Source organism: Novosphingobium mangrovi, assembly GCF_022818885.1.
Taxonomy (GTDB): Bacteria; Pseudomonadota; Alphaproteobacteria; order Sphingomonadales; family Sphingomonadaceae; genus Novosphingobium; species Novosphingobium mangrovi.
Map to the genome: position 1 here is coordinate 1 of NZ_JALHAT010000016.1, position 23208 is coordinate 23208.

Annotated in this window: 31 protein-coding genes; 8 read left to right on the plus strand and 23 right to left on the minus strand. The window is 67.7% G+C overall.

Annotated elements, in window-relative coordinates:
• From MTR65_RS10420 to MTR65_RS10510, 19 genes are all read right to left on the minus strand, one after another.
• Nucleotides 1–639: outer membrane protein (locus MTR65_RS10420; protein ID WP_243799866.1), on the minus strand; the 639-nt coding region annotated here is incomplete at its 3' end.
• Nucleotides 640–830: 191 nt separating this feature from the next.
• The gene (locus tag MTR65_RS10425; RefSeq protein WP_243799868.1) at nucleotides 831–1289 is read right to left on the minus strand and encodes a DUF2793 domain-containing protein; all 459 of its coding nucleotides are present in this window, start codon (nucleotides 1287–1289) and stop codon (nucleotides 831–833) included.
• 45 nt (nucleotides 1290–1334) lie between these two features.
• Nucleotides 1335–3533, minus strand: a complete 2199-nt coding sequence (locus tag MTR65_RS10430; RefSeq protein WP_243799871.1) for a GTA baseplate fiber-binding domain-containing protein — start codon at nucleotides 3531–3533, stop codon at nucleotides 1335–1337.
• A gap of 25 nt (nucleotides 3534–3558) precedes the next feature.
• Complete coding sequence (locus tag MTR65_RS10435; RefSeq protein ID WP_243799873.1) at nucleotides 3559–3999, minus strand: NlpC/P60 family protein; 441 nt, start codon at nucleotides 3997–3999, stop codon at nucleotides 3559–3561.
• Complete coding sequence (locus MTR65_RS10440) at nucleotides 3996–4817, minus strand: DUF2163 domain-containing protein (RefSeq protein ID WP_243799876.1); 822 nt, start codon at nucleotides 4815–4817, stop codon at nucleotides 3996–3998. Before MTR65_RS10440 ends, MTR65_RS10435 begins: the two co-directional genes overlap by 4 nt.
• Complete coding sequence (locus tag MTR65_RS10445) at nucleotides 4814–7162, minus strand: DUF2460 domain-containing protein (RefSeq protein ID WP_243799878.1); 2349 nt, start codon at nucleotides 7160–7162, stop codon at nucleotides 4814–4816. Before MTR65_RS10445 ends, MTR65_RS10440 begins: the two co-directional genes overlap by 4 nt.
• Before the next feature lie 41 nt (nucleotides 7163–7203).
• A complete protein-coding gene (locus MTR65_RS10450) occupies nucleotides 7204–7767 on the minus strand; it encodes a tail tape measure protein (protein WP_243799880.1) in 564 nt (187 codons plus the stop codon).
• Nucleotides 7757–7963, minus strand: a complete 207-nt coding sequence (locus MTR65_RS10455) for a phage tail assembly chaperone (RefSeq protein WP_243799882.1) — start codon at nucleotides 7961–7963, stop codon at nucleotides 7757–7759. The genes MTR65_RS10450 and MTR65_RS10455 overlap by 11 nt, the downstream gene beginning before the upstream one ends.
• Nucleotides 7960–8274, minus strand: coding sequence for a gene transfer agent family protein (locus MTR65_RS10460; RefSeq protein ID WP_243799885.1), 315 nt, complete (start codon nucleotides 8272–8274; stop codon nucleotides 7960–7962). The genes MTR65_RS10455 and MTR65_RS10460 overlap by 4 nt, the downstream gene beginning before the upstream one ends.
• Nucleotides 8271–8678, minus strand: a complete 408-nt coding sequence (locus MTR65_RS10465) for a phage major tail protein, TP901-1 family (protein WP_243799887.1) — start codon at nucleotides 8676–8678, stop codon at nucleotides 8271–8273. The genes MTR65_RS10460 and MTR65_RS10465 overlap by 4 nt, the downstream gene beginning before the upstream one ends.
• 24 nt (nucleotides 8679–8702) lie before the next feature.
• Nucleotides 8703–9095, minus strand: a complete 393-nt coding sequence (locus MTR65_RS10470; RefSeq protein WP_243799889.1) for a DUF3168 domain-containing protein — start codon at nucleotides 9093–9095, stop codon at nucleotides 8703–8705.
• A 3-nt stretch (nucleotides 9096–9098) separates the two neighbouring features.
• Complete coding sequence (locus MTR65_RS10475; protein ID WP_243799891.1) at nucleotides 9099–9281, minus strand: hypothetical protein; 183 nt, start codon at nucleotides 9279–9281, stop codon at nucleotides 9099–9101.
• Entirely contained in the window at nucleotides 9278–9823 is a 546-nt protein-coding gene (locus MTR65_RS10480; RefSeq protein WP_243799893.1) for a head-tail connector protein, read from the minus strand. The genes MTR65_RS10475 and MTR65_RS10480 overlap by 4 nt, the downstream gene beginning before the upstream one ends.
• Before the next feature lie 192 nt (nucleotides 9824–10015).
• Nucleotides 10016–11158, minus strand: coding sequence for a phage major capsid protein (locus tag MTR65_RS10485; protein ID WP_243799896.1), 1143 nt, complete (start codon nucleotides 11156–11158; stop codon nucleotides 10016–10018).
• An 85-nt stretch (nucleotides 11159–11243) separates the two neighbouring features.
• Entirely contained in the window at nucleotides 11244–11681 is a 438-nt protein-coding gene (locus MTR65_RS10490) for an HK97 family phage prohead protease (RefSeq protein ID WP_243799898.1), read from the minus strand.
• Entirely contained in the window at nucleotides 11678–11986 is a 309-nt protein-coding gene (locus MTR65_RS10495) for a DUF6127 family protein (protein ID WP_226632356.1), read from the minus strand. Before MTR65_RS10495 ends, MTR65_RS10490 begins: the two co-directional genes overlap by 4 nt.
• Nucleotides 11983–13167 carry a phage portal protein gene (locus MTR65_RS10500; protein WP_243799901.1) on the minus strand — a complete coding sequence of 395 codons (1185 nt, stop codon included), beginning with the start codon at nucleotides 13165–13167 and terminating at the stop codon, nucleotides 11983–11985. The genes MTR65_RS10495 and MTR65_RS10500 overlap by 4 nt, the downstream gene beginning before the upstream one ends.
• An 85-nt stretch (nucleotides 13168–13252) precedes the next feature.
• Nucleotides 13253–14575, minus strand: coding sequence for a DNA-packaging protein (locus MTR65_RS10505; protein ID WP_243799903.1), 1323 nt, complete (start codon nucleotides 14573–14575; stop codon nucleotides 13253–13255).
• Entirely contained in the window at nucleotides 14565–15080 is a 516-nt protein-coding gene (locus MTR65_RS10510; RefSeq protein WP_243799906.1) for a hypothetical protein, read from the minus strand. The genes MTR65_RS10505 and MTR65_RS10510 overlap by 11 nt, the downstream gene beginning before the upstream one ends.
• A 191-nt stretch (nucleotides 15081–15271) precedes the next feature.
• Here MTR65_RS10510 and MTR65_RS10515 point away from each other — a divergent pair, with 191 nt between their 5' ends.
• Nucleotides 15272–15910, plus strand: a complete 639-nt coding sequence (locus MTR65_RS10515; protein ID WP_243799908.1) for a YqaA family protein — start codon at nucleotides 15272–15274, stop codon at nucleotides 15908–15910.
• Nucleotides 15911–16023: 113 nt separating this feature from the next.
• On the plus strand, nucleotides 16024–16578 hold the full coding sequence (locus MTR65_RS10520) for an NADPH-dependent FMN reductase (RefSeq protein WP_243799910.1): 555 nt from the start codon (nucleotides 16024–16026) through the stop codon (nucleotides 16576–16578).
• A 91-nt stretch (nucleotides 16579–16669) separates the two neighbouring features.
• Here the strand turns inward: MTR65_RS10520 and spt are convergent, their stop codons facing one another.
• The 3 genes from spt to MTR65_RS10535 form a co-directional block, all read right to left on the minus strand.
• The gene (gene spt, locus MTR65_RS10525; protein ID WP_243799913.1) at nucleotides 16670–17908 is read right to left on the minus strand and encodes a serine palmitoyltransferase; all 1239 of its coding nucleotides are present in this window, start codon (nucleotides 17906–17908) and stop codon (nucleotides 16670–16672) included.
• A gap of 11 nt (nucleotides 17909–17919) precedes the next feature.
• Entirely contained in the window at nucleotides 17920–18159 is a 240-nt protein-coding gene (locus MTR65_RS10530) for an acyl carrier protein (RefSeq protein WP_039391734.1), read from the minus strand.
• Between the two features lie 149 nt (nucleotides 18160–18308).
• Entirely contained in the window at nucleotides 18309–18671 is a 363-nt protein-coding gene (locus MTR65_RS10535) for a response regulator (RefSeq protein ID WP_243799915.1), read from the minus strand.
• A gap of 62 nt (nucleotides 18672–18733) precedes the next feature.
• Here MTR65_RS10535 and MTR65_RS10540 point away from each other — a divergent pair, with 62 nt between their 5' ends.
• The 5 genes from MTR65_RS10540 to MTR65_RS10560 are packed head-to-tail and all read left to right on the plus strand — an operon-like array spanning nucleotide 18734 to nucleotide 22078.
• Nucleotides 18734–19021: a DUF3572 domain-containing protein gene (locus tag MTR65_RS10540; RefSeq protein ID WP_243800110.1), complete on the plus strand. Its 288-nt coding sequence runs from the start codon at nucleotides 18734–18736 to the stop codon at nucleotides 19019–19021.
• Between the two features lie 37 nt (nucleotides 19022–19058).
• Nucleotides 19059–19709 (plus strand): HAD family hydrolase, encoded by a 651-nt coding sequence (locus tag MTR65_RS10545; RefSeq protein WP_243799917.1) that lies wholly within the window; start codon nucleotides 19059–19061, stop codon nucleotides 19707–19709.
• Nucleotides 19702–20166 (plus strand): RidA family protein, encoded by a 465-nt coding sequence (locus tag MTR65_RS10550; protein WP_243799919.1) that lies wholly within the window; start codon nucleotides 19702–19704, stop codon nucleotides 20164–20166. Before MTR65_RS10545 ends, MTR65_RS10550 begins: the two co-directional genes overlap by 8 nt.
• Nucleotides 20147–20914: a glycerophosphodiester phosphodiesterase family protein gene (locus MTR65_RS10555; protein WP_243799922.1), complete on the plus strand. Its 768-nt coding sequence runs from the start codon at nucleotides 20147–20149 to the stop codon at nucleotides 20912–20914. The genes MTR65_RS10550 and MTR65_RS10555 overlap by 20 nt, the downstream gene beginning before the upstream one ends.
• A gap of 21 nt (nucleotides 20915–20935) precedes the next feature.
• Nucleotides 20936–22078 carry a GNAT family N-acetyltransferase gene (locus MTR65_RS10560; RefSeq protein WP_243799924.1) on the plus strand — a complete coding sequence of 381 codons (1143 nt, stop codon included), beginning with the start codon at nucleotides 20936–20938 and terminating at the stop codon, nucleotides 22076–22078.
• Between the two features lie 19 nt (nucleotides 22079–22097).
• Here the strand turns inward: MTR65_RS10560 and MTR65_RS10565 are convergent, their stop codons facing one another.
• Nucleotides 22098–22448, minus strand: a complete 351-nt coding sequence (locus MTR65_RS10565) for an SEL1-like repeat protein (protein ID WP_243799926.1) — start codon at nucleotides 22446–22448, stop codon at nucleotides 22098–22100.
• A gap of 299 nt (nucleotides 22449–22747) precedes the next feature.
• Between MTR65_RS10565 and dksA the strand changes: the two genes are divergently transcribed.
• The gene (dksA, locus tag MTR65_RS10570) at nucleotides 22748–23206 is read left to right on the plus strand and encodes an RNA polymerase-binding protein DksA (RefSeq protein ID WP_039389064.1); all 459 of its coding nucleotides are present in this window, start codon (nucleotides 22748–22750) and stop codon (nucleotides 23204–23206) included.
• Nucleotides 23207–23208 lie beyond the last annotated feature (2 nt).

The window sequence follows — 23208 nt, forward strand, 5'->3', positions numbered from 1 at the left end:
CGGCGGCGGCGGCGGCGGAGCCGCTTCCTCGCCGAAGTTGTAGCTGATGGTGCCCATCAGCGAGTGCGAACGCCAGCGGGTTTCCGCGCTGTCGCCAGCCACGCTCACCAGGTCAATGCCGTCTGCGTTGAAGAAGCGATACTTCAGGCCGACGTCGACGTGGTTCGAAAGCGGTGCGCGAACGCCCGCGAGAACCTGCCATGCAAAGCCCGTGTCGCTATCATCGACGATGTCGTAGCTGACGCGTGCGACACCGGCACCACCGCCGACAAAGCCCTGAAGGCCGTCGTCGGGACCGAAGTCGAGAAGGCCGTTGACCATGAACGACAGCGCATTCGCGTCGCCAAGGTTGTAAGCCGGACCGGCGTAGTCGACATAGTTGTCGACGCTGGCTTCGCGGTAGCTGGCTTCGGTTTCAAGACGGAACGCCCCGAAGTCGTAACCAACAACGCCACCGCCATCGAAGCCGGTGTTGAAGTCGAGCTGGCCAGCGTTATCGACACCATTGATGTCGACGTCAGCATCTTCGACGATCATGGCGCCGAAGTCGAGCTCGACATACCATGCGCCATCGCGCGCGAGCGCGGGAGTGGCGATAGCTGTCGAAGCCAGCGCCAGTCCAATGACGAGTTTCCTCATACGTTTCCCCTACTAATAGAGATTTGGAGCCACCGAGTGCGAAGAGTCTCTAACCCTTCAACAATCTGCGCGCAAGCGCACATTGCGGACCACTGTTGCAAGAATGTCGCGCTGGAGAGGGCCGTAGGCCGTGCATCGCCACCGCAGCGGTAATTTTGCATTGCCCCTTTGCCCTCGTCCTTGGTCGCCCATCACGCCCCGGGCAACATACCCAGGACCTGCAAGGCCGTGACCAATTGCGTGACCGCGGCCCTTGCTTCGATGTCAACCACGGCCCCTCCGTTTGGTTCCTGAACACTCTGCGTTTTTTTCCAGCCGGCCTGGAAAAATCGTTCCTGTGCAGCGGCTATGTCGTAGACACGCAGGCCTTCCTGAGGTGGCACGAAGAGCCACTGTCCGCCCTGCCTGCAGGCCAGAGCTTCCTCGTGGCCTGCCCATTCGCCCGTGGCGCCCGCGCCGACCAGCCAGGCCTGCCCATCATTGGCAGAGGCAGGGGGCGTAGCCGCTTCTCCCTCGATTGCGATGTGCAAGAGGGCATCGAGACGAAAAAGGGCCTCGTTGATGAAAAATTCCTTCTGCGCCTGCCCCTGAAAAAGCAGGGGCAGGGTGTAGCGAGGGCTGGTGGCATCAAAGGTAACCGAGTCTGTCATGTTTGGGCTCCTTGGATCGGTTCCGATCGTGGGTTGGGGTATGCGTCAGGCCGGCTCGAGCGTGCCCAGAACGAGGGCCGGGGAGAGGGCGTGGGTGCCTGCCTGGCGCACGCGCAGCTGAGCCGTGTTGGCAGCTTCGCCGAGTGTCGCTGTCGTTGCCGGTGAAATCTCGATCCAGGGCTCCAGAACCTGCCAGGAGGCCAGTGGCTGTTCAGGATCACCCAGCGTCAGCAGGTAGGTCTCGGTCTCCTCCACCAGTGGAACGTCGAGCGTGTCGGCCCAGCGCCAGGCGCCGCGCGCGCGGCGGGTCCAGGTAAAGCGGACGGTGCCATCGGGAAGACGCGTGCGGCGCGGATGGACCGGGGCGAGCGGACGCCGGGTGATGCCATCGAGATGGACATTGGTGCGTACCGGTGCGGCATCACCGCGGCCCAGCGCGACGACCTCGCGATCCGCCGCGCTGCCGAGCAGAGCTGCATCGAGGGGCCGGATGGCGGTGTCGAGGAGGACAAAGGCCTCGCCCGGGGCATGGCCCGCCAGGCCACCCTCGCTGCCAGCCAGGCCACGCAGGAAGCCGGAGAGCCGCCATGCGCCCGGGGCGATCGGGCTCGCCTCGGTGAACTGGACAAGTTCTTCGCCGACGAGCGCGAGATTGGCCCCCTGGGCAAGTTCGGCCGTGTTCGCGCCACTCAGAACCATCGCGGGATCAAGAAGGGTGACGTTGAGCGAGGACGACCGGTCGAGCAGGAGCGAATTGGCAGAGGGCAACGCATTGGTGGTGACTCCCAGCAGCGCTCGCGTCCGTCCCGTCGATCCGAGCGGTTCCAGCATTCCGGTCCCGGGATCGGCATAGAGCGCGGCGCCCGGCCAGCCCGCGCTCGACGAGGAGGCCGCGGCGTGGGGGCGCGGTGCGTCGCTGTGCGCGCTGGCAGCGTCCAGGGGTAGTTCGAACGCCACCAAGTGCGTTTCGCCAGGGGGCAAGTCCACGGGCGGTGCATAGCGACCCGAGCTCCCGGTAAGAGGCGCGGTGTCCAGCGTGGCTGTGGGCAGGCGGCGTTCCAGTTCCAGTTCGACGCCCGCCTCACACCATTCCCAGGCCCGCACACGCCAGGTGCCCGAAAGTCCCGGAAGACGCACCTCGACGCCCGGCGCAATGGCGGGATCCAGCTCGGTCGTACGCCAGGCGATGGTATCGCGTGCGCGCTCCGCACGCCGGTGGGCACGGTGGATGAGGCGTGCGGCATTGGCCGCATCGAGGCTCGCGGGCAGGTCGATGCCGACCGGTGCGCCCGGGGCGGGACGGCCGGCCACGCGCTGCACTCCGGGCAGGTAGTCACGGTCCAGGTCGTAGTAGCGCAGCAGGGCGAGCGGGCTTGGCGCGGGTTCGCCGCGGCTCCGGGCAAAGCCGCTCCGCGCGCCGAACCCCTCCGGATCTTCGGGAACGGCGGCGGCGCCAAGTGTCTTAACGGCGCCCCCATGGCTCTCGTGCCGCACGAGCAAATTTTCGCCCGAGGCGTCGGTGTCGAGAGGGAAGACCCCGTCGAGCGCCTGAAGGCTGTCCACCACCGGACCTGAACAGCTGAAGCCTGTCAGTTCGGGCAGCTGTGCACTGGTCTCGCAGGCCTCGAGCGCGTCGTCGAGGATGTCCTGCAGGTGGACTGTATCGCCGGCGAAGACTTCGAAGGTCAGGGCGGGAATGCGGTTGTAGAAGTCGGCGAGCTGCAGGTCCTCGAAAACGACGTAGGCAAGGCCACGATAGGCAGGGCAGCTTTGTGCACCCTCGGCGCTGGCAAGGAGAGGGTCGAGGGGCTGGTCGCCGCGTCCTGTGTGAACGCGCAAGGTACCGCCCGCCTTGAGGTCCCCTTGCGCGCCGCGCAGCAGTTTGCCGTCGGCCCAGATACGCCCAATGCCCTCGATCGGACGGCTGGCGAGCGCGACGGCGAAGCTTGCACTATAGGTGTAGGTGGAAAGGGCAGGCGAACCCTTGCCGGTGCCCATCGTCTCGCTGTGCTCGGTGAGTTCGGTGGCCCAGATCAGGCTGCCCGCGACGCGCATCGCGCCGTAGTGGCGGGGAAGGACCTCGCCATAGGTCGAGCGCGTCGCATCGAGTTCGCGCAGGCGCGGCCCCTGGCGGGACGAGGCAAACAGGGCGCCGTCGATCTGGCGCCCGACAAGCGAACCGATGGCTCCGCCTATGGGACCGGCAAGGGCCGTGCCCGCCGCGCTGAAGACAAGTGTGGCCATGAGGAAAGCATCCCGCAGGAGTGGATCAGGAGGAGGGAGAGGGAAGACGCCAGGCACCCAGCTGTCGCCACGACGCGGGCAGCGGACCCTCGACGATGCGGCGCAGGCCCGCATGGGCATGGATCACCATGTTGCTCTCGGGCGCGCTGTGGATGACGAAGTGGTATTGGCACGCTCCGGTGCGGACCATCGCGATGTCACCGGGCGCCGGCGTGCCGAGAGCGGCGTGCAGTCCGGCGGTAGCGAGAATGCTTCCGGCATCGGGGGGCTGCACGGAGCGCAGCGTGTAGCGCACCGGTAGCGCAAGGGGGCGACCCAGCCTCGCCAGGGCGATGCCGACAAGCCCTGCGCAGTCCAGCCCGGTCGCCGGATCACGTCCGCACAGCCGGAAGGGCGTACCTACAAGCGCGCGTGCAGCTTCGACCAGAGCCTCCGAAGAGGGGGCGGGGGCCGTCGCGCGGGTCACAGGGCGGAGGGATAACGCTGGAGCAGGTCGTTGCCGGGGAGGTGCGGCTCGCCCCTGAAATTGATGGCGTTGGCAAAGCGCGAGGAGCAGGTGCCCAGCGTATGGTCGCAGCCCTCGCGCAGGCGCACGGGTGTGCCTGGCAGGGGAGCCGGTTCCATAGGCTGGTCGAGCACCAGCGCGCCCTCGGCGGTCACGCCGAGAATGGTGACGATCTGGCCTGTGCGTGCGCCGTCGAGCCAGCGCAGGGTGCCGCCCGCGAACGGGGCAGGATCGGCGAGGCCCGCGGGCGAGACGCTGTTTTCCTCCTCGTTGGCCTCGAGGATGTGTGTTTCGGTTTCGAAGCGGCGCGCATTGAGGTTGCAGCCAGGTCCTGCAAAGACCGCGCGGCACGAAGGGCTGGTGCGGGGAAGGGTGTCGCGCGCGAGTTCGCTCTTGCGCGAGGAAAGCTGGGCCTCGAAGCCGCCGTCGCTTTCCAGGATGGTGCCAAGGCTCCCGGTGTAGAGCAGGTGGCGCTCGCAGGTTTCCCAATCGACGAGGCCGATACGCACCCCCGCGCCATCGAAGCGGCCCTGCTCGAGGTCCTCCTGGGTGATCGAGCCATGGGTGATGGCGCCGCGTACGTCTGCGCTGTCCGGCTCGAACCCGGCCGAACGGCGGATCGAGGAGGGCAGCATTCCGGGCGAGGCGCGGTGCAGGACCCCATCGAACCACAGGTCCGCATCGTGGGTGGTGAAACCCAGCGTTACGCCGTCGCGGCGCAGGATGCGCCAGAACAGGGCGACGGTTTCAAGCTCCTCGGAGAACCAGGTGCGCATCATGGGGCCTCCCGGATCTCGACGATGGGCACGCTGGGGGCCTCGCCCGCGGCGAACGAGGCGCCGGAAATCTCGAGCTGGTCTTCGGCAAAGCGCACGGGCACATCGAAGAGGAAGCCGGCGCGTACAACGCTTCCGGCTGGGGGCGCTTCGTCGAAGGTGATCACGCCGCCGGGCAAAAGGGTCCAGTTGCCCTCCTGGACCACGCCATCGAGCGAGACGAGCACGCTTGCCGCATCGGGCCGGGTGATCCGGCGCACCTGAAGGGCCTCGCCTTCGCCATAGCACTTGAGAAGCGCGAAGTCGGCGCGAAGGCCATCTCCCTCTCCCAGTTCCTGGTCGATCTCGGTCGGAGTGCCGACCATGCCAGCCGAGCTGAAGTCGCTCGGATCGCGCAGGCGAAAGCCACGCGCAGGGCCCCGGCGAGCACGGAAGAAGGCGATGAGCGTGCCCAGTTCGGCCTCCGAGCGCACGCCCGGCCCCACATCGAAGCGCAGGCGGGCATTGGCCCACAGGCTGTTGCGGCGCTCGAAGCCCGAGGCGGTCACCGAAACGCTGGTCGAGAATTCGGGGACCACGGTGGCATCGCGGCCAAGCGCGAGAGGATAGAGAATATCGTCGAAGGCCTGCATCGCCTCGTCTCCGGTCGGGGGGGAAGGGGGCGCGGGAAGGCGCACGTAGCCATCGCGCATGATCTGGGGCAGCGCCCAGACAATGATCTCATGGGGACTGCGGGACAGGGCCTCATCGATGCCATCATCGATGCGCCGCCACAGGTCGGCATCGGTGGGATCAAGGACGAAGCCCGCGAGGTAGTCCTGCTCTGCCGGGGGGTAGCCCAGACGCGTATTTACCGTCTCGTAGGCGCGGCGGCGCGCAGCATCACGCCCCTCGGTGAGCCAGTCATAGTCCTCGACCTGGAGGCGGTCGAAGGCGGGGGCGGCCCAGCCGAGTGGCAGGTTGGCCCGGTAAAGCTCGGGCATGGCAGGCGCGAGGATCGTGGGGGTGAAGACGAGCGCCAGCGCTTCGACAGGATCGGGCGCGACGGCGGCGCGGACCGCGTTCACCAGCGCCGCAGTGGACTGCGCGAGCAGGGCTCCGGCGGCATCGAGCAGGTCAGTCTGCGCGGGAGTGAGGGGCGCGCGCATGTCCGGGATGGCCACGGGATCACCGCCAAGAGCCGCAGCAGAGGCGGCATCGTAGAGACAGATTCGGCCCTGTGCAGTCGTCCACCACCAGGGCTCGCCGACCTGGAAGCGCACCTCGCACCCCGCGTCCGCCATCAGCTGGGCGAAGGCACCACCGACCGACTGGAGCCAGGCCATCGCCTGGGCGTGGGCCGGAGAGAGAAGGGAGGAGGGCGGCTCCCAGCCGGTGAGCGCCGGATTGCCCAGATGGTCGCGCTGCATCCAGTCATCCGGGCAGTGCTGGGCGAAGAGCTCGTAGGACAGGGATGCAATGGGGCGAAACCCTTGCGCGGCGCAGGCGGCGAAGAAGGCCGAGTGCCAGGTGCGGGTGGGGGTGTTGAGCGGATCGCCCGACGTGGAGACCAGAAAGTCGCCCGAGGCCTGGGCCAGGCGGAAGAAATGGCTCATGCCCACGTAGTGCAGGACCGTGCCGCGATAGCCGAGCTGGCGGATGGTGCGCACGAGCCGGGCCGGGGTCTGGACGCCGTCGTCATCATAGCCGGTCGCGATGGCTAGGCCGTGCGGGGGCAGGAAGACGTCGCCGATCTCGAGCATGGCGCGTTCGCCATCGCAGGTGATCGCGCTCATTTCGATCCAGCCTTCCGCCTCGGCGGAGAGCGGGGTCTCGCTGCTGGCCACGTAGCCCTGTGGGGCGAAGGAGATGAACATCCGGTCGATATCACCCGGCCACACCGGATCGGCGTCCGTCGGGAGAGAGAAGCCCCCTTCAAGCTGCGAGAAGGACAGCGTGATCACCGCGTCCTCCGGGCTCCCCTGCGCATAGTTCCAGAGACGCACGTACCAGGTGCGCGCGGCCCCTTGCGCGTCGCGCCCCTCGATGGTGAGCGTCGGGCCATTGACCGCATCAAGGGCGAGTACGCCGCCCGAACGCCAGCGGAAGCTGAGGTGGGTGTGGGAATAGTCGCGGTCGGTGCGGTAGGCGAGGAGCGGGTGGTCGAGCGTGTCCTCGCTTGCCCAGATCAGGCCGCCAAGGTCGGTCTCGCGCAGGAAGCTGGCGTCGACGCGCAGGGCATCGGGGCCGGTCGAGACGATGGTCGCGACCATGGGGCGGGGATAGTTGACGCTCCAGAAGCGCGGATCGAAGCGCTGGATCCAGTCGCTGTCCTGTCCCTTGCGGCTGTCGGCAAGCCAGAAGGCCATGGGCGGGTTCCTCGTCGGTGATGGGGTGGGTAAGCGAAAGGTCAGGAGGCGGTGAGGGCGCGGCGCACCGAGCTTGCGATCTGGCGCGAGGAGCGCTGCAAGGCGCGGGGGGCACTCGCACCGCGCTCGCCGCCAAGCGAGATGGCCACGCGTACGTCGCGCGGAGGCTGGCGACTGTCGCCCGTCTCGATGCGGCCCGCCGAGGTGGGCACGAAGACTTCTGGCCCCCGTTCGCCCACGAGGTAGCCCTGGCCAGGCGCCACGTTGCCGCCGGTCGCCCGGCCAGGCAGCCCGAGCAATCCCGGGACCAGACCGGCAAGGCCGCCGCCCGCGCCGCTGCCGCCACTGACCGCGCCGACCAGCGTGGTCAAGCCTTGCGCGGCAATGGCATCGAAAGCGGAGAAGGCGGCATTCTTAAGGTCCTCGAAGCCCAGACTGCCGCGCCGGATCGCGCCGGTCAGACTGCGCTCGAAGCGATCGCCTGCACGGGAAAACCCCTCGCCAAGACCGGTGTCGATCTCGCCGCGCATGGCCGCGATGTCGCGGGCAAAGCCCTGGGTGCTTGCGCGGACCTCGATCAGGAGTTCGTCGATGTCATCGCTCATTGTCTCGCTCCATCATGGCGTTGAGGGTGGCGCGGTCGAGCCCTTGCGAAGGGGCCTCGCTCGCGGGTTGGAGGATTGTCGCCAGTTCCTCGGGCGTGGCGTTCCAGAACTCGTGCGGTCGCCAGCCAAGGAGGTGGGCGGCAATGGCGCACAGGCGGGTCGCGCCGGCCCCGAACCGCACCGGGGGCTCGCTCACACCGTACCCTTGAGAATCTGGCTAAGCAGGGTGCGCAAGGGGACGGCGCAGCGAGCCAGACCCAGCCGGGCGACGGCCTCGCCCACGGCCTCGCGCGGGACGGCTGTGGCTGGCTGGAGGCAGTGCCAGAACAGCGTCGCCACTTCGCCGAGGCGCAGCTGGCCCTCGCCTGCCCGTTCGACCAGGGCATAGAGCGAGCCCAGTTCCTCTTCGGCGGCGACCAGCGCGGTGAACGAGGGGCGTAAGGTATGCGCGTGACCTGCGATCTCCAGCGTGGCTTCGCCGCGCAAGGGGTTGGCTGGCGCACTCATGCGGCGGCGATCGCGCCCGAGCTTTCCAGCTGGAGCGTGTAGTTGCGCTCCCCGTTGAAATCGCCCGCATAATCCAGGCGCTGGACGAGGAAACGGCCACGCAGCTTCTCGCCGTCCTCGAAGCTCAGTTCATAGTCGTCAAGCGTGCCTTCCATGGCGTTGACGCGGATACGCGTTTCAGCCGCACTGCCCAGGAAAATGCCCGCTGCGCTGACCGAGACGGTGCGGGTCCCCGCGCCCGAGAGCAACTCGCGCCAGCCCCCGCTGCCCTTGTGGGTGGTGACGACGGTCTCGCCGGTCACCGACATCTGCGTGGTGCGCAGGCCCGCGACAGTCTGGTAGGTCGGCGGGTTGGCGCCGTCGGAAATCTTGAGCAGGAACGCACTGCCTTTCTGGGCGGTCATGTCGGGTCTCCTGTGGGGATGGGATCAGCTGGCGAGGAGTCGGAAGGCGTATTCGAGAAGGATCGCGCGCCGGTTGCCGGGACGCTGCTCGGAGCGGGCGCGCAGAAAGCGGGAGGTGATGATCTCGATGCCTTCGTGGGCGGCGGGCAGGCTTTCGATGCGCGTCTCGATGCTGGTGACGAGCGCGGCCAGGCTGGCGGGGAGGTCGCCCCGGGCCTGCAGTTCCAGCGCCACGCGTACCTCGCGACCACGGTGGGTCTTGCTGCTCCAGTCGGTGCTGGCACTGGTGGCTATCGCCAGCCAGGGCAGGCTGGTGCGCGAGGGGGCTTCCTCGCAGATGGCGTTGAGGGTGCCCGACAGGGCCGGGTCACCCTGAAGCCAGGCAAGGAGCGCGGCGCGCAGGAGCAGTTCTTCCATCGGTCATCCTTTCCGGAAAAGCGGCCAGACGAGGTCCGCGCGGCGCCAGGGGGCATCGGTGTCGCGGGCGGCGAGGCGGCGGGCGGCCAAGGTCGCTTCGGCAAGGCGCCGGGCCTTTTGCGTGAGGCTGCGGGCGAGCGGCTCGAAGCTGTCCGCGCTGTCGCCCTCAAGGCGCCTTGCGCTCATGCGAGGCGCATCCGGCGCCAGGGCCGCCACAGCGCCGCGACCGAGGCTGGGGGCAGGGGCGAGGCGCCGCTGCCTTCGCGCTCGCGGTGCTGGTGGGCGGCGAGGCGCACGATGCCGTGGCGCAAGGTCTCGGGCAGGGTGTCCCAGTCGGCTGCAAGACCTGCGGTGAAGCGCACGGCAAGGCGGCCGGTGGCAAGAGAGAGCAGATGCACGCGGCCGGTCCCGTCCGCCTTCAGGTCCAGCGCGTAATCGCTGGCCGGGACAGGTGTGCGGGTGCCGTCCGCGCCCACGAGTTCGAGCGCGGTGATGGCCTGGACGGGATGGGTGGAAAGGGAACTCCAGTCGCGCGCGGCGGGGAGGATCTCCTCGCAGGTGCATTCAAGGGGAAGGAGGCCGGTAAAGGCCTCGCAGGTTTCGAGCGCGGTGGCGAGCAGGCTGGCCAGCGCATCGTCATCGTACCCGGTCGTGATGCCGAGCCACTGCTTGAGCTCGGCAAGCGCCGATGACGGCAGCGTGGCCGGCGTAAGGATGACCCGGTTCATCGGCATCTCCGATCGTTGTCGTGGGCAGGAGAGAACACGGAAAAGAAGGGCCCGCGCCGTCCGAGGGGAAGGCAGGCGGCGCGGGCCGGGCGCGAGGGCGAGCGGGGAGGGGAAAACCCGCCAGGCGCGTAAGGATGGCTTCCGGACGAGGGGAGAAGCCGTCCTTCTGTGCGCATCTCGCGCCGAGGTGGATCAGGCTGCGATCTTGAGCAGCTTGATCGCGTCCGAATCGAGCACCTGGCCGCCCACGCGCTTGGTTGCGTAGAAGTGGACGAAGGGCTTGTTGGTAAAGGGATCGCGCAGGATCGCGGTCGCGCTGCGTTCCGCGATGAGATAGCCGGCACGGAAGTTGCCGAAGGCGATCGGGGTGGTGTTCGCGGCCACGTCGGGCATGTCCGAGGCCTCGACCACCGGGTAGCCGAGCAGGCGGTCGGGCTGGCCATCGACCAGGCCGGGCTGCCACAGGAAGGCACCGTCGCTGGTCTTGAGCTTGCGCACCAGGGCCAGGGTCTGCGCATTCATCACCCAGCTCGCGCCCTGGCGATGTCCGGCCTTGAGCGCGTGGACGAGGTCGATCAGCTTGAGCTCCGGGTTCGCGCCAAGCGTGCTGGCATTGCCCGAGACGACATGCTGGAGCGTGCCGAACTGGCGCGTGGCATCGCCCGCCGTGCTGGTCGTGCCGGTGATGAAGCCCATCGGCTGGTTGGTGCCCGACCCCGAGATGAAGGCGGCCCCTTCGGCGCGGGCGAACTCGGTCGCGATTTCGTCGGCGAGCCAGGTGGGCAGGTCGAAGCCGGCATCGTCGAGCATGGCCTGGCTGGCCGCCGGGTTGGCGTAGAGTTCACCCGTGGGCGGGGCGATCTCGGCGAAGCTGGGCGTGTCGGTTTCGGGGCGCGCGGCGGTCTCGCTGACCCAGCCCGACGCGGTGCCGCCGGTCGAGATCAGCTTGCGGTAGCCCGCCGAGCCGGTCTGGACGACCTGTGCGATCGAACGGATCGGGCTGACCGACTTGAGGCGTGCGGCAATGAGCGCATCGATCTCGCGCGGGACGGCGTAGCCGCCGTCGGCGGGCACCGCGCCCGAGATCGACTTCCACTCGGTCTCGCGCCCGGCGCGCAGGTAGCCATCGACGAAGCCCTTCAGCTCCAGGCTCGGCGCGCCTTCGGCGGAGCCGGCGATGACCGGGCGGGCCGCGGCACGGCTGACGCGTTCCAGGCGCGCCTTCACCTCGTCGACATCGCCGCGCAGGGCCTCGACGCTCTGTTCGGTCGCATCCATGCGGGTGACGAGGTCAAAGGACGAATCGAGCGATTCGGCCGGGACGGAATTTTCCATGGGGTATCACCTTTCGCGGGGAGTGGAGCCGCCCGCGACGGGCGGCAGGGAAACGGGGAAGGAAGCGGAGCGGTGGTCGTGGACCTCAGGAGACGAGGTGGACGCGCGCGCCGTGCTGCATGGGGTGGGTGACCAGGCTCACCTCGAAGAGATCGACGGCGAGCAGCTCGCGTCCCGCAGGCCCGGTGCGGCTGGTGCGGGCGCGGTAGCCGAAGGAGAGGCCGGTCACGGTCCCGCGCTTCAGGGCAAGGCCGGGGGCGGCTTCGGGCCGGTCGAGCGCGGCAATCACGCGCAGGCCCCGGGCATCTTCGGAAATGGCCTCGATCCAGCCGATGCGCAGGTCTGCGCGGTGCTGCCACAGGAGCGGCAGGGGATCTTCGCGTGCGGCCAGGGTGCGGGCAAAGGCGCCGGGCCGGATCGTGTCGCGGCCAGCATCGGGAGTGTCGAAGAGCGCGGCGTAGCCTGCAAAGCGCAGGGTGGTCCCGGGCGCAGATGCGTGGGCAAGTGGGGCAGGCGCGATCACCGCAGCATCTCCGTTGCGCCGAGCCGGACCGCAAGTCCCAGCAAGAGCAGGGCGAGGAACCCGCGCACCGCCCAGCCGACCGCGGCGTTGCGGGCGCTGGTCTTGGCGTCGCGCCAGGCCCGCAGAAGTTCGCGCAGCTCGCAGAGGTCCTCGGGCGCGGTGTCGTCATCGAGGCCGACAAGGACCAGCATGCGCTGTGCGCCCACTTCGCTCGCTTCCTCGACAATGGCGCGTAGTGTCACCAGGTCCGAGCCTTCGGCAGCGGCCTGCGCGATCAGGCCGACCAGCATGTCCTTCTGGTTCATGATTTGTTCTCCGGCTGGCCGGTCTTGGGGGTGGGCGAAGTGGTGCGGGGAGCGAGGCCCAGCAGGGCGCGCTTCTCGTCCGCATCGAGGAAATCGGCGTCCGAGACCTGCGCCCAGAGCCGCTCGCGGTCCTCGGCCAGCGCGGGCACCCGGTCGAGGTCGATGGCGAGATCGGCCTCGGGAAACCAGGGGCTGAGCGCTTCGGTCAGGCCGGACAGCAGCTTGGCGGCCAGCGGCAGGAGGGTCAGGCGCCAGAGCGCGCGGTTGGCCTCGCGGTAGTTGGCGTAGGTCGCATCGCCGGGCAGGCCCAGCAGCATGGGGGGGACCCCGAAGGCGAGCGCGACGTCGCGCGCAGCGGCGGCTTTCAACGTCGCGAAGTCCATGTCCGCGGGGCTCATCGCCATGGCCTGCCAGGTGAGCCCGCCTTCGAGCAGCATCGGGCGCCCGGCATTGCCCGCACCCGAGAAGGCGCTCGACAGCTCGCTCTTGAGGCGTTCGAACTGGTCGGGGCTGAGCGGCGTGCCCTCGCCCGTGTCGTAGACGAGCGCGCCGGAGGGACGGGCCGCGTTCTCGAGCAGCTGGCGGTTCCATTCCGAGGCCGCGTTGTGGGTGGCGACGGCCTGGTCGGCGGCGCACAGGCAGCCCGCGCCGTAATGGTCGTCGCCCGGGTGAAAGTGGCGGATGTGGACGAGGTTGGGCGAGGCGTCCTCATCCAGAGCGGGGATCGTGATGCGCTTGCCCGCGACCTCGTAGGTGTAGGCCGTCGGCCAGCCGTCGCCGCCGGCAAGGACGGTGATGCGCTCGGGGCGCAGAGCGAAGAGCTCGACCGGATGGCCGCGCGCGTCCTTCAGTATCTGGACATAGGCATTGCCGTGAAGGAGCAGCTGTGCGGCGAGCGTTTCGAGGAGCGACTGGCCCGCGCTGGTCGCGTTCACCAGCTGGGCGAGCGCGGGATCGGCGGGTTTGAGCGGCGCGCCCGCGATGCCCTCGGCCACGAGGCGCACCGCGCGCTGGGCGACCGGGTTCTCGAGGTAGGCGCGCTGGACGGAGCCGGTGTATTCATAGGGCGCGCGGCCCGAGGCTCCCTCGGCGAAGTACCAGGGCGAGGCGGCGCCACGCGCCAGCGGCACGCGCGCGGTTTCGCCCTTGAAGGCGGCGGCAAGCGTATCGAGGAAGGACATGACCGGCCTTTCTCCCGCAAGCGGGACAAGCAAAGGGGTGGGAGGAGGAGGGGCAGAAGCCGTGATGCAGAGGGCTTTCGCCCTATCAGGCGAGGCGCACGCGCGGCTGCGCGCTCTTGCCCAGAAGCAGTTCGGTGAGCGCCCAGACGAGCGCGTCGGCGCGGTCGGGTGAGCGGCCGGGACCCTGGTAGGTGCCTCCGGCGAGGAGGCCGCACATCTCGTCCTCGAGATCGGGGAAGGTGCCTGCGTGGCGCACCCGTCCCGCCTCGTAGAGCGCGGCGACAGGTTCGGCGCGGGCGACCTTGCCCCGGCTGGCGTGGACGAGCCGCAAGGGGATGGCAAGGTCGGCGGCGCGCAGGACGCTGGCGACCATCGCGCCGCCCTGGTTGGCTTCGGCAATGACACGCTCGGCCTGCCAGGCCGAGGCGGCGGTGGCCGCCGCACGGGCCCAGCGTTCGGGGCTGGCTTGGCGCACCGACGCGTCGGCGAGGACATGGGCGCGGCCCGTCGAATCGAGACCGGCGACCACGATCCCGCAGGCATCGCCGCCCGCCGAGGCAGGGGGGTCGATCCCGACGACAACGCGTACAAGGTCGGTCGGCGCGGCTTCGCGGCAGGCTTCGAGAAGCGCGCGGCTCCACAGCGCGCCCTCGATGTCGGCGAGAAGTTCGCCATCGAGCTCCTGGCGACCCAGCTGGCTCTGCCCATAGGCGCGGCGCACGTGGGAGAGGAAGGCGGGGGGCAGGTTGGCGGCGTTGTCTTCGGTGCGGCCACGGGTGATGGCGAGCGTTTCGTCCGGTTCGGCCAGCAGCCGGGTGACGAGGGGGACCGCGCGGGGTGTGGTGGTGGCGGCAAGCTGGGGGCTTTCGCCCAGGCGCAGGCCCAAGACGAGGTTGTCGTAGGCGCGCATTGCGCGCTCGGAGGCGTTGTCCCACTTGGCGATTTCGTCGCACCAGGCGTGGCTGTGCTGGGGACCGCGCAGGGATTCGGGCTCGGCGGCGGAGAACAGGAGGGCCTGCGCGCCATTGGGCCAGACGAGACGGCGCAGCGAGGGTTCGAAGACGGGGCGGCGGCGCGCCGGGCAGATGGCAAGGAGGCCGCTCTCGCCCTCGACCATGACCGCGCGCACTTCGGGCAGGCTCGCCCCGACAAGCGCGATGCGCGCGTTCGGATCGCGCTCGGCAACGCTGCGCACCCATTCGGCTCCGGCGCGGGTCTTGCCAAAGCCGCGCCCGGCCATGATCAGCCAGGTGCGCCAGTCGCCCTCGGGGGCCATTTGTTCGGGCCGCGCCCAGAGCTTCCAGTGGGTTTCCAGTTCCTCGCGCTCGGCCTCGGTCAGCGCGCGCAGGACCTGGTGGCGGTGCTCGGGCGCCATGGCCAGAAGGATGCCCAGGTGTTCACTGTGCATCGCGGGCCCCATCGTTTCCGGCGGGGGACGGCGCGGCATCGAAGCTGCGGGCGCGCATCTTCTCGATCTTGGCGTTGATGGAATCGAGAATGGCCTCGCTGTTGCGGTTCTCGACGATGGCGCGCTGGCGGGCCGCGGATTCGCGGTGTGCCGTCAGCAGGCGAAAGGCGGTGGCGTTGTCGAAGACGCGGGTGCCGCGCTTCGCGCCCGTTGGCGGCTTGATCTCCCCTTCGCGCAGGCGCTGCAGGAGGGTCATCTCCAGGTGGTCGTAGCCCTCGCACAGGGCTTCCTGCCACTGGCGATAGAATTCGGGATCGTCGCGGCGCGCTTCGTAGGCGGTAGAGGAGGCAACCCCTGCCGCCTTGGCCGAGGCGCTGACGTTCGAGGTGGCCGCCAGTTCGGCCAGGAAGCGCCTGCGCCAGTTGCGCGGGGCCGCAGGCTTCTTGGCAGGGGCACGCGTCCGTTCCGGGCGCGCGCCACCTGCGGACGAGGTCGTGTCCGCCATGGGCTCTCCGTGTGGGCATCGATGGAAGGGGAAGGCCGGGAGGGGCGATTCGCTGTCCGATCCGGCGTTGTTCTCCTTATGTACCAATATGGGCGTGCAATGTCAAGACCAATAACCAGATAGGTTATCGCTTGCCGCGCTGCAGCGAGGCGATTAAGCACACGGACCTGAGTGATTAACCGGGGTTCCTGATGCTGCGTCGCCTTTACGATTGGACCATGGCCAAGGCGTCGCACCGCCACGCCGAACGCTGGCTGGCGGGGGTCTCCTTCGTCGAATCGAGCTTCTTCCCGATCCCGCCGCACCCGCTGCTCGGCCTCATGTGCCTGGCCGAGCCGAAGAAGGCGGTGCGCTTCGCCGCGATCACCACGCTGGCCTCGGTGCTGGGGGGCGTGTTCGGCTACCTCATCGGCTATTTCCTCTATGACCTGGTCGGGGAGCCGATGCTGGCCGCGCTGGGCCTCGCCGAGAGTTTTCCCAAGGTACGCTGCTACTTCCAGGCGCACGGCGAACTGGCCGTGCTGCTGGGGGCGATGACGCCGCTGCCGTTCAAGCTGCTGACGATCATGGCCGGCTTCATGGAGATGAACTTCCTGACCTTCGTGATTTCCGCGCTGGTCGGGCGCGGCGTGATCTTCATGACGGTCGGCGTGCTCTTCCGCCTGTTCGGGGCACCGATCAAGGCGATCATCGACAAGCACCTGGGCAAGGTGACGGCGCTCTTCGGCGTTCTCCTGGTGGGCGGCTTCGCGGTGCTCTCGCTGGTGGGCGGCAGTGCGAAGGAGACGCAGGAAACCTGCGCGCCAAGCGAGGTCGCCGCTCCGGCCTGATCCGGGCGCCCGGTCCAAGGAACCTTGCGGGACTTCCCGCGCTTCTCCTGTGAATTTCGCAGACGGGCCGCGCGTTGGAGCGAGGCCTTGCGCGCAGCAGGAGGAATTGACCGATGCCGTTCAAGATTGCCGTCGTCGTGGGAAGCATCCGCGCCGGGTCCACCAACCGCAAGGTCGCCGAGGCGCTGACCCGGCTGGACGCGGCGAAGGAGCACGCCTTCACCTTCGCCGACATCTCCGGCCTGCCGCTCTACACCGAAGAGGATGACGAGGCGCAGGCCCCCGAGGTCAAGGCGCTCAAGACCTTGATCGCGCGGGCCGACGGCGTGATCTTCGCGACGCCCGAGTACAACCGTTCGATGCCCGGTGTGCTCAAGAACGCGATCGACCACGGCTCGCGCCCCTATGGAGAGAACAGCTGGCTGGGGAAGCCGGCCGCCGTCTTCGGCGTGTCGCCCAGCGCGATCGGCACCGCCATGGCCCAGCAGCACCTGCGCAACGTGATCGCGTGCCTTGGCATGCCGACGCTAACCCAGCCTGAGGTTTTCCTGCAGTGGAAGGATGATCTTCTGACCGAGGAGGGCACCGTGGGCGAGGGCTCGGTCGATTTCCTTGGCGGCTTTATGGAGAAGTTCCTCGACCTGGTGGCGCTTCACGCCAAGGCCTGATCGACTTCGCCTCTCAAGGGCATGAAAAAAGGGCGGCCCGGGTTCGAGACCCCAGCCGCCCTTTTTCGTGCCGGGCTGTTCCTGAAAAGGATCAGCCCAGGATGTTCACGGCCTCCCCTGCGCGGGTGAACATGCCGATGATCTGCTGGACCTGCTCGGCCGAGTGCTCGGCGCAAAGCGAGCAGCGCAGCAGCGTCATGTTGGCTGGGGTTGCCGGCGGACGCGCGAGGTTGACGTAGAGGCCTTCGTGCAGGAGCGCTTCCCACATCGCCGCGCCACGTTCGAGGTCAGGCATGATGACCGAGATGATCGCGCTCTGCGGCTCGGTGGTGCCGAGCTGGAAGCCGGCGTCGGTCAGGCCCTTGTGCAGCGTCTTGGAATTTTCCCAGAGGTGCGCGCGCTTTTCGCCCGCATCCATCAGCTTGCGGATCGAGGTGCAGGCCGTGGCGACGACGCTCGGCGGAAGGCTGGCGGTGAAGACATAAGGGCGGCAGACGAGGCGCATGACCTCGAACTTGGGGTGGTTCGAGACGCAGAAGCCACCGACCGTGCCGACCGACTTGGAGAAGGTGCCGATCACGAAGTCGACGTCTTCGAGGCAGCCCTGCGCCTCGGCAACGCCGCGCCCGTGTTCGCCGATGAAGCCCATCGAGTGCGCTTCATCGACAAGGACCATCGCGCCGTACTTCTTGGCGACCGCGATCATTTCCTTGAGCGGAGCGATGTCGCCCAGCATCGAGTAGACGCCTTCGAGGACGACGAGCTTGCCCGCGCCTTCGGGAATGCGGCGCAGGCGCTTTTCCATGGCCTCGATGTCGTTGTGCTTGAAGGGGACGACTTCAGCGTCGCCCATCTTGCACCCGTCCCAGATCGAGGCGTGGCTGTCGATGTCGAGGACGATGTAGTCCCCCTTGCCCGCGATCGTCGAGATGATGCCCAGGTTCGCCTGGTAGCCGGTCGAGAAGACCATGGCGTGCTTCATGTCATAGAAGTCGCAGAGCGCCTGCTCGACCGCCTTGTGCGGCGAGTAGGTGCCGTTGAGCACGCGGCTGCCGGTCGTGCCCGAGCCGAAATCGTCGAGCGCCTGCTTGCCCGCCGCGATCACGTCGGGGTCGAAGGTCATGCCCATGTAGTTGTAGGTGCCGAGCAGGATGGTCTCGCGCCCGTTGCACATCGCGACCGTGGGCGAGATCACGCGCTCCATGACGAGGCCGAAGGGATCGGTCACGCCCGTGGAAAGCAGGTCCGTGCGCATCTTGATGAGCGGGTCGAACTTGCTGAACAGGTCGGTGTGCTCGGCCGTTTGGTTTTCGCTGATCATGTCGGTCATACTGGTTTCTTTCAGCCCTGCAGCTTCATCACCGCGTCGACGAGCTGGCCGAAGTTCTCGATCTCGGCCTGCTGGTTCATCGAGATGATGATGTCGAATTCGTCCTCGATGGCGGCCACGAAGTCCATGACGGTCAGGCTGTCGAATTCCAGGTCGTCGGTGAAGCGCGTGGCGTCGGTGATCGCGACCTCCTTCTTGTTGAAGGGTTCGATCAGGGCGATGATGCGGGCCGAAACGTCTTGGCGGTCCATGGTCATTGATAACTCCGTAAGGTCCGGGGCGCTCTGTGGTCCGGAAATGCGGCGCAAAAGCGGCACGGGTGTAACATGTCAAGCGCGGTGGGGCATAACGCGCGTCTCGCAAGGGCAGGAGCGTGGGCGGTGTGGCCCATGGGCCGCACTCAGATCAGCGCCCGCACGGCCTGCATGAACGGGCCGATCGAGACCGGCTTCGCCAGGTAGCCTTCCGCGCCCGCCTCGCGAATCCGCTCCTCGTCGCCCTTGCCCGCATAGGCGGTCACGGCCAGCACGGGAATGGTGCGCAGCACCGGGTCCTGCTTCGCCGCCTCGATGAGATCGAGCCCCGAGACGTTGGGCAGCTGGATGTCCATGATCACCAGGTTGGGCACGAAATCGCGGGCCTTTTCCAAGGCATCGCGGCCATCGGCGACCGGCTCCACGGCAAAGCCCTGGCTGACCAGGACGTCGCAAAAGAGTTTCCGGTTGAGATCGTTGTCCTCGACAACGAGGATGCGCTTTGCCATGCGGTGCCCGAGCCCCATCTAAGGTTCATCGACCGCTCTAGGACAGCCAAGCGAGACTGACAATTCTTCCCAGATCGCCATCCCCCGCAAAGGCCGACGCGCCCGATCCGCAGGCCCTTTCCCTCAACGCGCTGGGTTGGGTGCTGGCGGACGGCGACCGCGCGCAGCGCTTCCTGGCGCTGACCGGCCTCACGCCTGACGATCTGCGCGCTTCGCTGGCCGATCCGGCAACGCTGGCGGGGGTGCTCGAATTCCTGTGCGCCTACGAGCCCGACCTTGTGGCGGCTGCCGAGGCGCTCGGGGTTGAGCCCCAGGTGATCGCCGAGGCCCGCGAAAGGATGGCGCGATGACGAATTCACAATCCGGGGCACAATCGAGGAAACGGCCATGACCCGCCCGCTGCTGATTACCGACTGCGACGAAGTGCTGCTCTACATGATCGGCCATTTCTGCGAGTGGCTGGAGCAGGACAAGGGCGTCCTGTTCGATTTCGAGAAGCCCGGCTTCACCAATTCGATGACGCGCATCGGCTCGGGCGAAAAGCTCGACGAGGCGGAGATGTGGGGGCTCCTCAACGCCTTCTTCGATGACGAGATGCACCGACAGACCCCGGTCGACGGAGCGATGGAGGCGATCGGCGCGATCTGCGAGCACGCCGACGTCGTGGTCCTCACCAACCTGATGGATCACCGCCAGGACGCCCGCGCGGCGCAGCTGCGCGAATTCGGGCTCGACCTGCCGATCTTTACCAATCAGGGTCCCAAGGGCCCTGCGCTGAAAGCCATCCTCGAGGAATACCGGCCGAGCCGTGCGGTCTTCGTCGATGACCTTGCGCAGCACCACGATTCGGTAGGGGACACCGCCCCTGCCGTTCACCGCCTGCACCTGTGCGCTGAACCGCGCCTGGCGCGGTTCATTTCCTGCGCCCACGAGGCCGGGCATGCCCATGCCCGGATCGATCGCTGGAGTGAGGCGTTGCCTTGGGTACTGGCTCGCCTCAAGGGCGAAGATGAAGAGGATACGTCCCATAATGAGTGATATCGAAACCCGTCTTTCCGAACTCGGCCTGATCCTGCCCGAACCGGCCGCGCCTGTTGCGGCCTACGTGCCGGTGGTGGAAGCGGGCGGCCTGGCGCACGTCTCGGGCCAGCTTCCCTTCGTGGGCGGCCAGCTCGTCACCGGGCGTCTGGGCGAGGAGGTCTCGCTAGAGGAAGGTATCGTCGCGGCGCAGGCCTGCGCGGTGATGATCCTGGCCCAGCTCAAGGCTGCGCTTGGCTCGCTCGATCGGATCGAACGGATTGTGAAACTCGGCGCCTTCGTCAACTCGACCGGCGATTTCACCGACCAGCCCAAGGTCGCCAACGGCGCCTCGGAACTGATGGTTGCCGCGCTTGGCGAAGCGGGCAAGCACGCGCGCAGCGCCGTGGGTGTGCCCGTGCTGCCGCTTGGCGCGGCGGTGGAAGTGGACGCCATCGTTGCTGTCCGGCCGGCTTGATCGCTGGCTGAGCCCGGCTCCGCGTGGGGACAGGGTCGGCTGGATCTTCCAGCATGACTTTGCCCACCGGGGCCTGCATTCCGGCACGGTGCCGGAAAACTCCATGGCGGCCTTCGCGGCGGCCATGGCGGGCGGCCATGGCATCGAGCTCGACGTGCAGAGGTCGAGCGATGGGCAGTCGGTGGTCTTCCACGATGATACGCTCGAACGGCTGACCGGCGCGCAAGGGGCGGTCAACCGGCGCAGTGCCGCACAACTGGCCGAGCTGCGTCTTCTGGAAACGGACGAGGCAATCCCGACCCTGCGCCAGGTGCTGGCGCAAGTGGCGGGCCGCGTGCCAATCCTCATCGAGATCAAGTCACGGCGTGAGGGGCAGGTCTCCGGGCGCTGTCTTGCCGTGCGCCGTGTGCTCGAGGGCTATACCGGGGCGCACGCGGTCATGAGCTTCGATCCGCGTGTCGCGCGCTGGTTCCATCGCCATTCCCCGCACACCGTGCGCGGCCTCGTGATGAGCGAAGACGGGAACCGTACGCTGGCCGCGCGCGCCAGGCGGCGACTTGCAATGTGGAGCGCGAAACCCGACTTTCTGGCTTGTGACGTGCGCGATCTGCCGAGCCGCTTCGTGGCCGCGCAGCGCGCGCGCGGCGTTCCGGTGGCGAGCTGGACCGTGCGCAGCGCGGACGAGGCCGCCCGGGCGGCACGATATGCCGACGCGCCGATCTTCGAGGTCAGCGCGGCGCAGGACTAAGGCAGGAGTCGAAGGGCAGGCGTGAGCGAAGGCGAATTTACCGCAAGGGTGCACGACGGCGTCGGATCGCTTCCGGCCGCAGAGTGGGATGCGCTGGTGCCGGGGGGCAACCCCTTCGTGCGCCATGCCTTCCTTTCCGCGATGGAGGATTCGCAGTCGGTGGGCGAGGATGCGGGCTGGATTCCGGTCCCGATCACCGTCGAAGGCGATGACGGGCGGCTGGCCGCCGCCTTGCCCGCCTACCTCAAGGAACACAGCCAGGGCGAATACGTCTTCGACCATGCCTGGGCCGATGCCTGGCACCGCGCGGGCGGAGCCTATTATCCCAAGTTGCAGATATCGGTGCCCTTCACGCCCGCGACGGGGCCGCGCGTTCTCACCCGCGATCCGCAGCTGGGCCTGGGGCTTCTGCGCGCGGCGGAGACGCTGTGCCGCGACAACGGCTTTTCCTCCGCCCACGCCACCTTCATCGCGCCCGAGCAGGTGTCCCTGTTCGAGCGCGCGGGCTGGCTCTTGCGTGAGGATATCCAGTTCCACTGGGAAAACCGGGGCTATACGACCTTTGATGACTTTCTCGGCGCCTTGTCCTCGGCCAAGCGCAAGAACCTGCGCAAAGAACGCGCCAAGGCGCAGGACGGCGTCACGATCCGGCGTCTGCGCGGGGCCGAGATCACGCCCGATCACTGGGACGCCTTCTGGTTCTTCTACCAGGACACCGGCGCGCGCAAATGGGGGCGCCCCTACCTGACGCGCGAAGCCTTCGACCTCCTGAGCGAGCGGATGGGCGAGGATATCCTGCTTGTCCTGGCCTTCATAGACGAGGAGCCCGTGGCGGGCGCGCTCAACTTCATCGGCGGAGACACACTCTACGGCCGCTACTGGGGGGCCTCGATCGACAAGCCCTTCCTGCATTTCGAGCTGTGCTACTATCAGGCCATCGACGCAGCGCTGGAGCTGGGGCTCGACCGGGTCGAAGCGGGTGCGCAAGGGGGGCACAAGCTGGCGCGTGGCTATGAACCCGTGCGCACGGTCTCGGCACATTATATCGTGCACGAGGGCCTGCGCGCAGCCATTGCCGATTATCTGGAGCAGGAACGCGCCGGTATCGCGCGCGACCAACTGTTCCTTGGCGAACGTACGCCGTTCCGCAAGGCGCCCGAGTAGACCCGAAGGGGCGGCGGCCTCAGGCCGCCTTGCGCAGCGCGGCGTGCGGGGTGGCGCGCAGCCACTGGCGGGCGCGGCGCTGGGCTTCGGCGATCTCGCGTGCGGTCATCTCTTCAGCGACGTCGGCGCGGCACTGCGCAGCATCCTCGTGTTCGCCGACAGCGGCGAGGTTGAACCACTTGTGCGCCTCGACCAAGTCGCAGGGGACGCCATGGCTGCCGGTCGAGAACGCGACGCCGAGATCGAAATAGGCCTCGGTATCGCCGACCGACGCCGCGGCGAGGCAATTGGCAATGAGAAGATCACCGGTCTCGGCCGCGACCTGGGAAGATTCACTGAAATCGTTTGCGTTGATCCAGGCAGTACCCATCTCGAAAAATCCCTTTGTAGCGGGCTCCGATTCTTGGGCCCCTTCGATAGCCTGAAGACTGGATTGTGCTGGTGAAGTTTGCGTTAACCGTGTTTGCGCAAAGTCGCGGTGGCGCTGTTCATGTTCAGCTGACGAAATCCGTTCAGGAAATGTGTGGGCATCGTGTGATAACCGCTTGTGCCGACAATAGTGCGGAACTATAGGCCGCTACGACCGCGGATTGCGAACGCGCTACCGGAAAAAATCCGGAGCAGCAGGGCTGAAGCGATTCGGGGCGGATACCTGCGGAGTTTCTCTGGATGGCAACGGCCCTAGAAAATGAAATTGACGTACTCGCCAAGGCACGGCGGGTCATTGGCGGCGCTTACGTACCGAGCGACGACGAATCCTACATGTCCGAGCCGCAGCAGGAGTACTTTCGTAACCTGCTCATGGCCTGGAAGAAATCGATCCTCGATGCCTCGGCCGGTACGCTGGCCCAGCTTCAGGACGGACCTTTGCGTGAGCCTGATCTCAACGATCGCGCCTCGAGCGAGACCGATTGGGGCATCGAACTGCGCACCCGCGACCGTCAGCGCAAGCTGATCGCCAAGATCGATGCGGCGCTGCGTCGTATCGAGGAAGGCGAATACGGCTACTGCGAGGTGACGGGCGAGCCCATCGGCATCGGTCGTCTTCAGGCGCGTCCGATCGCGACGATGACCGTCGAGGCGCAGGAAGCGCACGAGCGTCGGGAAAAAATTTCCCGCGACGACTGAGT

Bases quoted from the DNA above. Each gene is read 5' to 3' on its own strand.
- MTR65_RS10425 (WP_243799868.1), bottom strand. From the start codon at position 1,289: ATGACAGACTCGGTTACCTTTGATGCCACCAGCCCTCGCTACACCCTG.
- MTR65_RS10430 (WP_243799871.1), bottom strand. From the start codon at position 3,533: ATGGCCACACTTGTCTTCAGCGCGGCGGGCACGGCCCTTGCCGGTCCC.
- MTR65_RS10440 (WP_243799876.1), bottom strand. From the start codon at position 4,817: ATGATGCGCACCTGGTTCTCCGAGGAGCTTGAAACCGTCGCCCTGTTC.
- MTR65_RS10445 (WP_243799878.1), bottom strand. From the start codon at position 7,162: ATGGCCTTCTGGCTTGCCGACAGCCGCAAGGGACAGGACAGCGACTGG.
- MTR65_RS10450 (WP_243799880.1), bottom strand. From the start codon at position 7,767: ATGAGCGATGACATCGACGAACTCCTGATCGAGGTCCGCGCAAGCACC.
- MTR65_RS10460 (WP_243799885.1), bottom strand. From the start codon at position 8,274: ATGAGTGCGCCAGCCAACCCCTTGCGCGGCGAAGCCACGCTGGAGATC.
- MTR65_RS10465 (WP_243799887.1), bottom strand. From the start codon at position 8,678: ATGACCGCCCAGAAAGGCAGTGCGTTCCTGCTCAAGATTTCCGACGGC.
- MTR65_RS10470 (WP_243799889.1), bottom strand. From the start codon at position 9,095: ATGGAAGAACTGCTCCTGCGCGCCGCGCTCCTTGCCTGGCTTCAGGGT.
- MTR65_RS10475 (WP_243799891.1), bottom strand. From the start codon at position 9,281: ATGAGCGCAAGGCGCCTTGAGGGCGACAGCGCGGACAGCTTCGAGCCG.
- MTR65_RS10480 (WP_243799893.1), bottom strand. From the start codon at position 9,823: ATGAACCGGGTCATCCTTACGCCGGCCACGCTGCCGTCATCGGCGCTT.
- MTR65_RS10485 (WP_243799896.1), bottom strand. From the start codon at position 11,158: ATGGAAAATTCCGTCCCGGCCGAATCGCTCGATTCGTCCTTTGACCTC.
- MTR65_RS10495 (WP_226632356.1), bottom strand. From the start codon at position 11,986: ATGAACCAGAAGGACATGCTGGTCGGCCTGATCGCGCAGGCCGCTGCC.
- MTR65_RS10500 (WP_243799901.1), bottom strand. From the start codon at position 13,167: ATGTCCTTCCTCGATACGCTTGCCGCCGCCTTCAAGGGCGAAACCGCG.
- MTR65_RS10505 (WP_243799903.1), bottom strand. From the start codon at position 14,575: ATGCACAGTGAACACCTGGGCATCCTTCTGGCCATGGCGCCCGAGCAC.
- MTR65_RS10510 (WP_243799906.1), bottom strand. From the start codon at position 15,080: ATGGCGGACACGACCTCGTCCGCAGGTGGCGCGCGCCCGGAACGGACG.
- MTR65_RS10515 (WP_243799908.1), top strand. From the start codon at position 15,272: ATGCTGCGTCGCCTTTACGATTGGACCATGGCCAAGGCGTCGCACCGC.
- MTR65_RS10520 (WP_243799910.1), top strand. From the start codon at position 16,024: ATGCCGTTCAAGATTGCCGTCGTCGTGGGAAGCATCCGCGCCGGGTCC.
- spt (WP_243799913.1), bottom strand. From the start codon at position 17,908: ATGACCGACATGATCAGCGAAAACCAAACGGCCGAGCACACCGACCTG.
- MTR65_RS10530 (WP_039391734.1), bottom strand. From the start codon at position 18,159: ATGGACCGCCAAGACGTTTCGGCCCGCATCATCGCCCTGATCGAACCC.
- MTR65_RS10535 (WP_243799915.1), bottom strand. From the start codon at position 18,671: ATGGCAAAGCGCATCCTCGTTGTCGAGGACAACGATCTCAACCGGAAA.
- MTR65_RS10545 (WP_243799917.1), top strand. From the start codon at position 19,059: ATGACCCGCCCGCTGCTGATTACCGACTGCGACGAAGTGCTGCTCTAC.
- MTR65_RS10550 (WP_243799919.1), top strand. From the start codon at position 19,702: ATGAGTGATATCGAAACCCGTCTTTCCGAACTCGGCCTGATCCTGCCC.
- MTR65_RS10565 (WP_243799926.1), bottom strand. From the start codon at position 22,448: ATGGGTACTGCCTGGATCAACGCAAACGATTTCAGTGAATCTTCCCAG.
- dksA (WP_039389064.1), top strand. From the start codon at position 22,748: ATGGCAACGGCCCTAGAAAATGAAATTGACGTACTCGCCAAGGCACGG.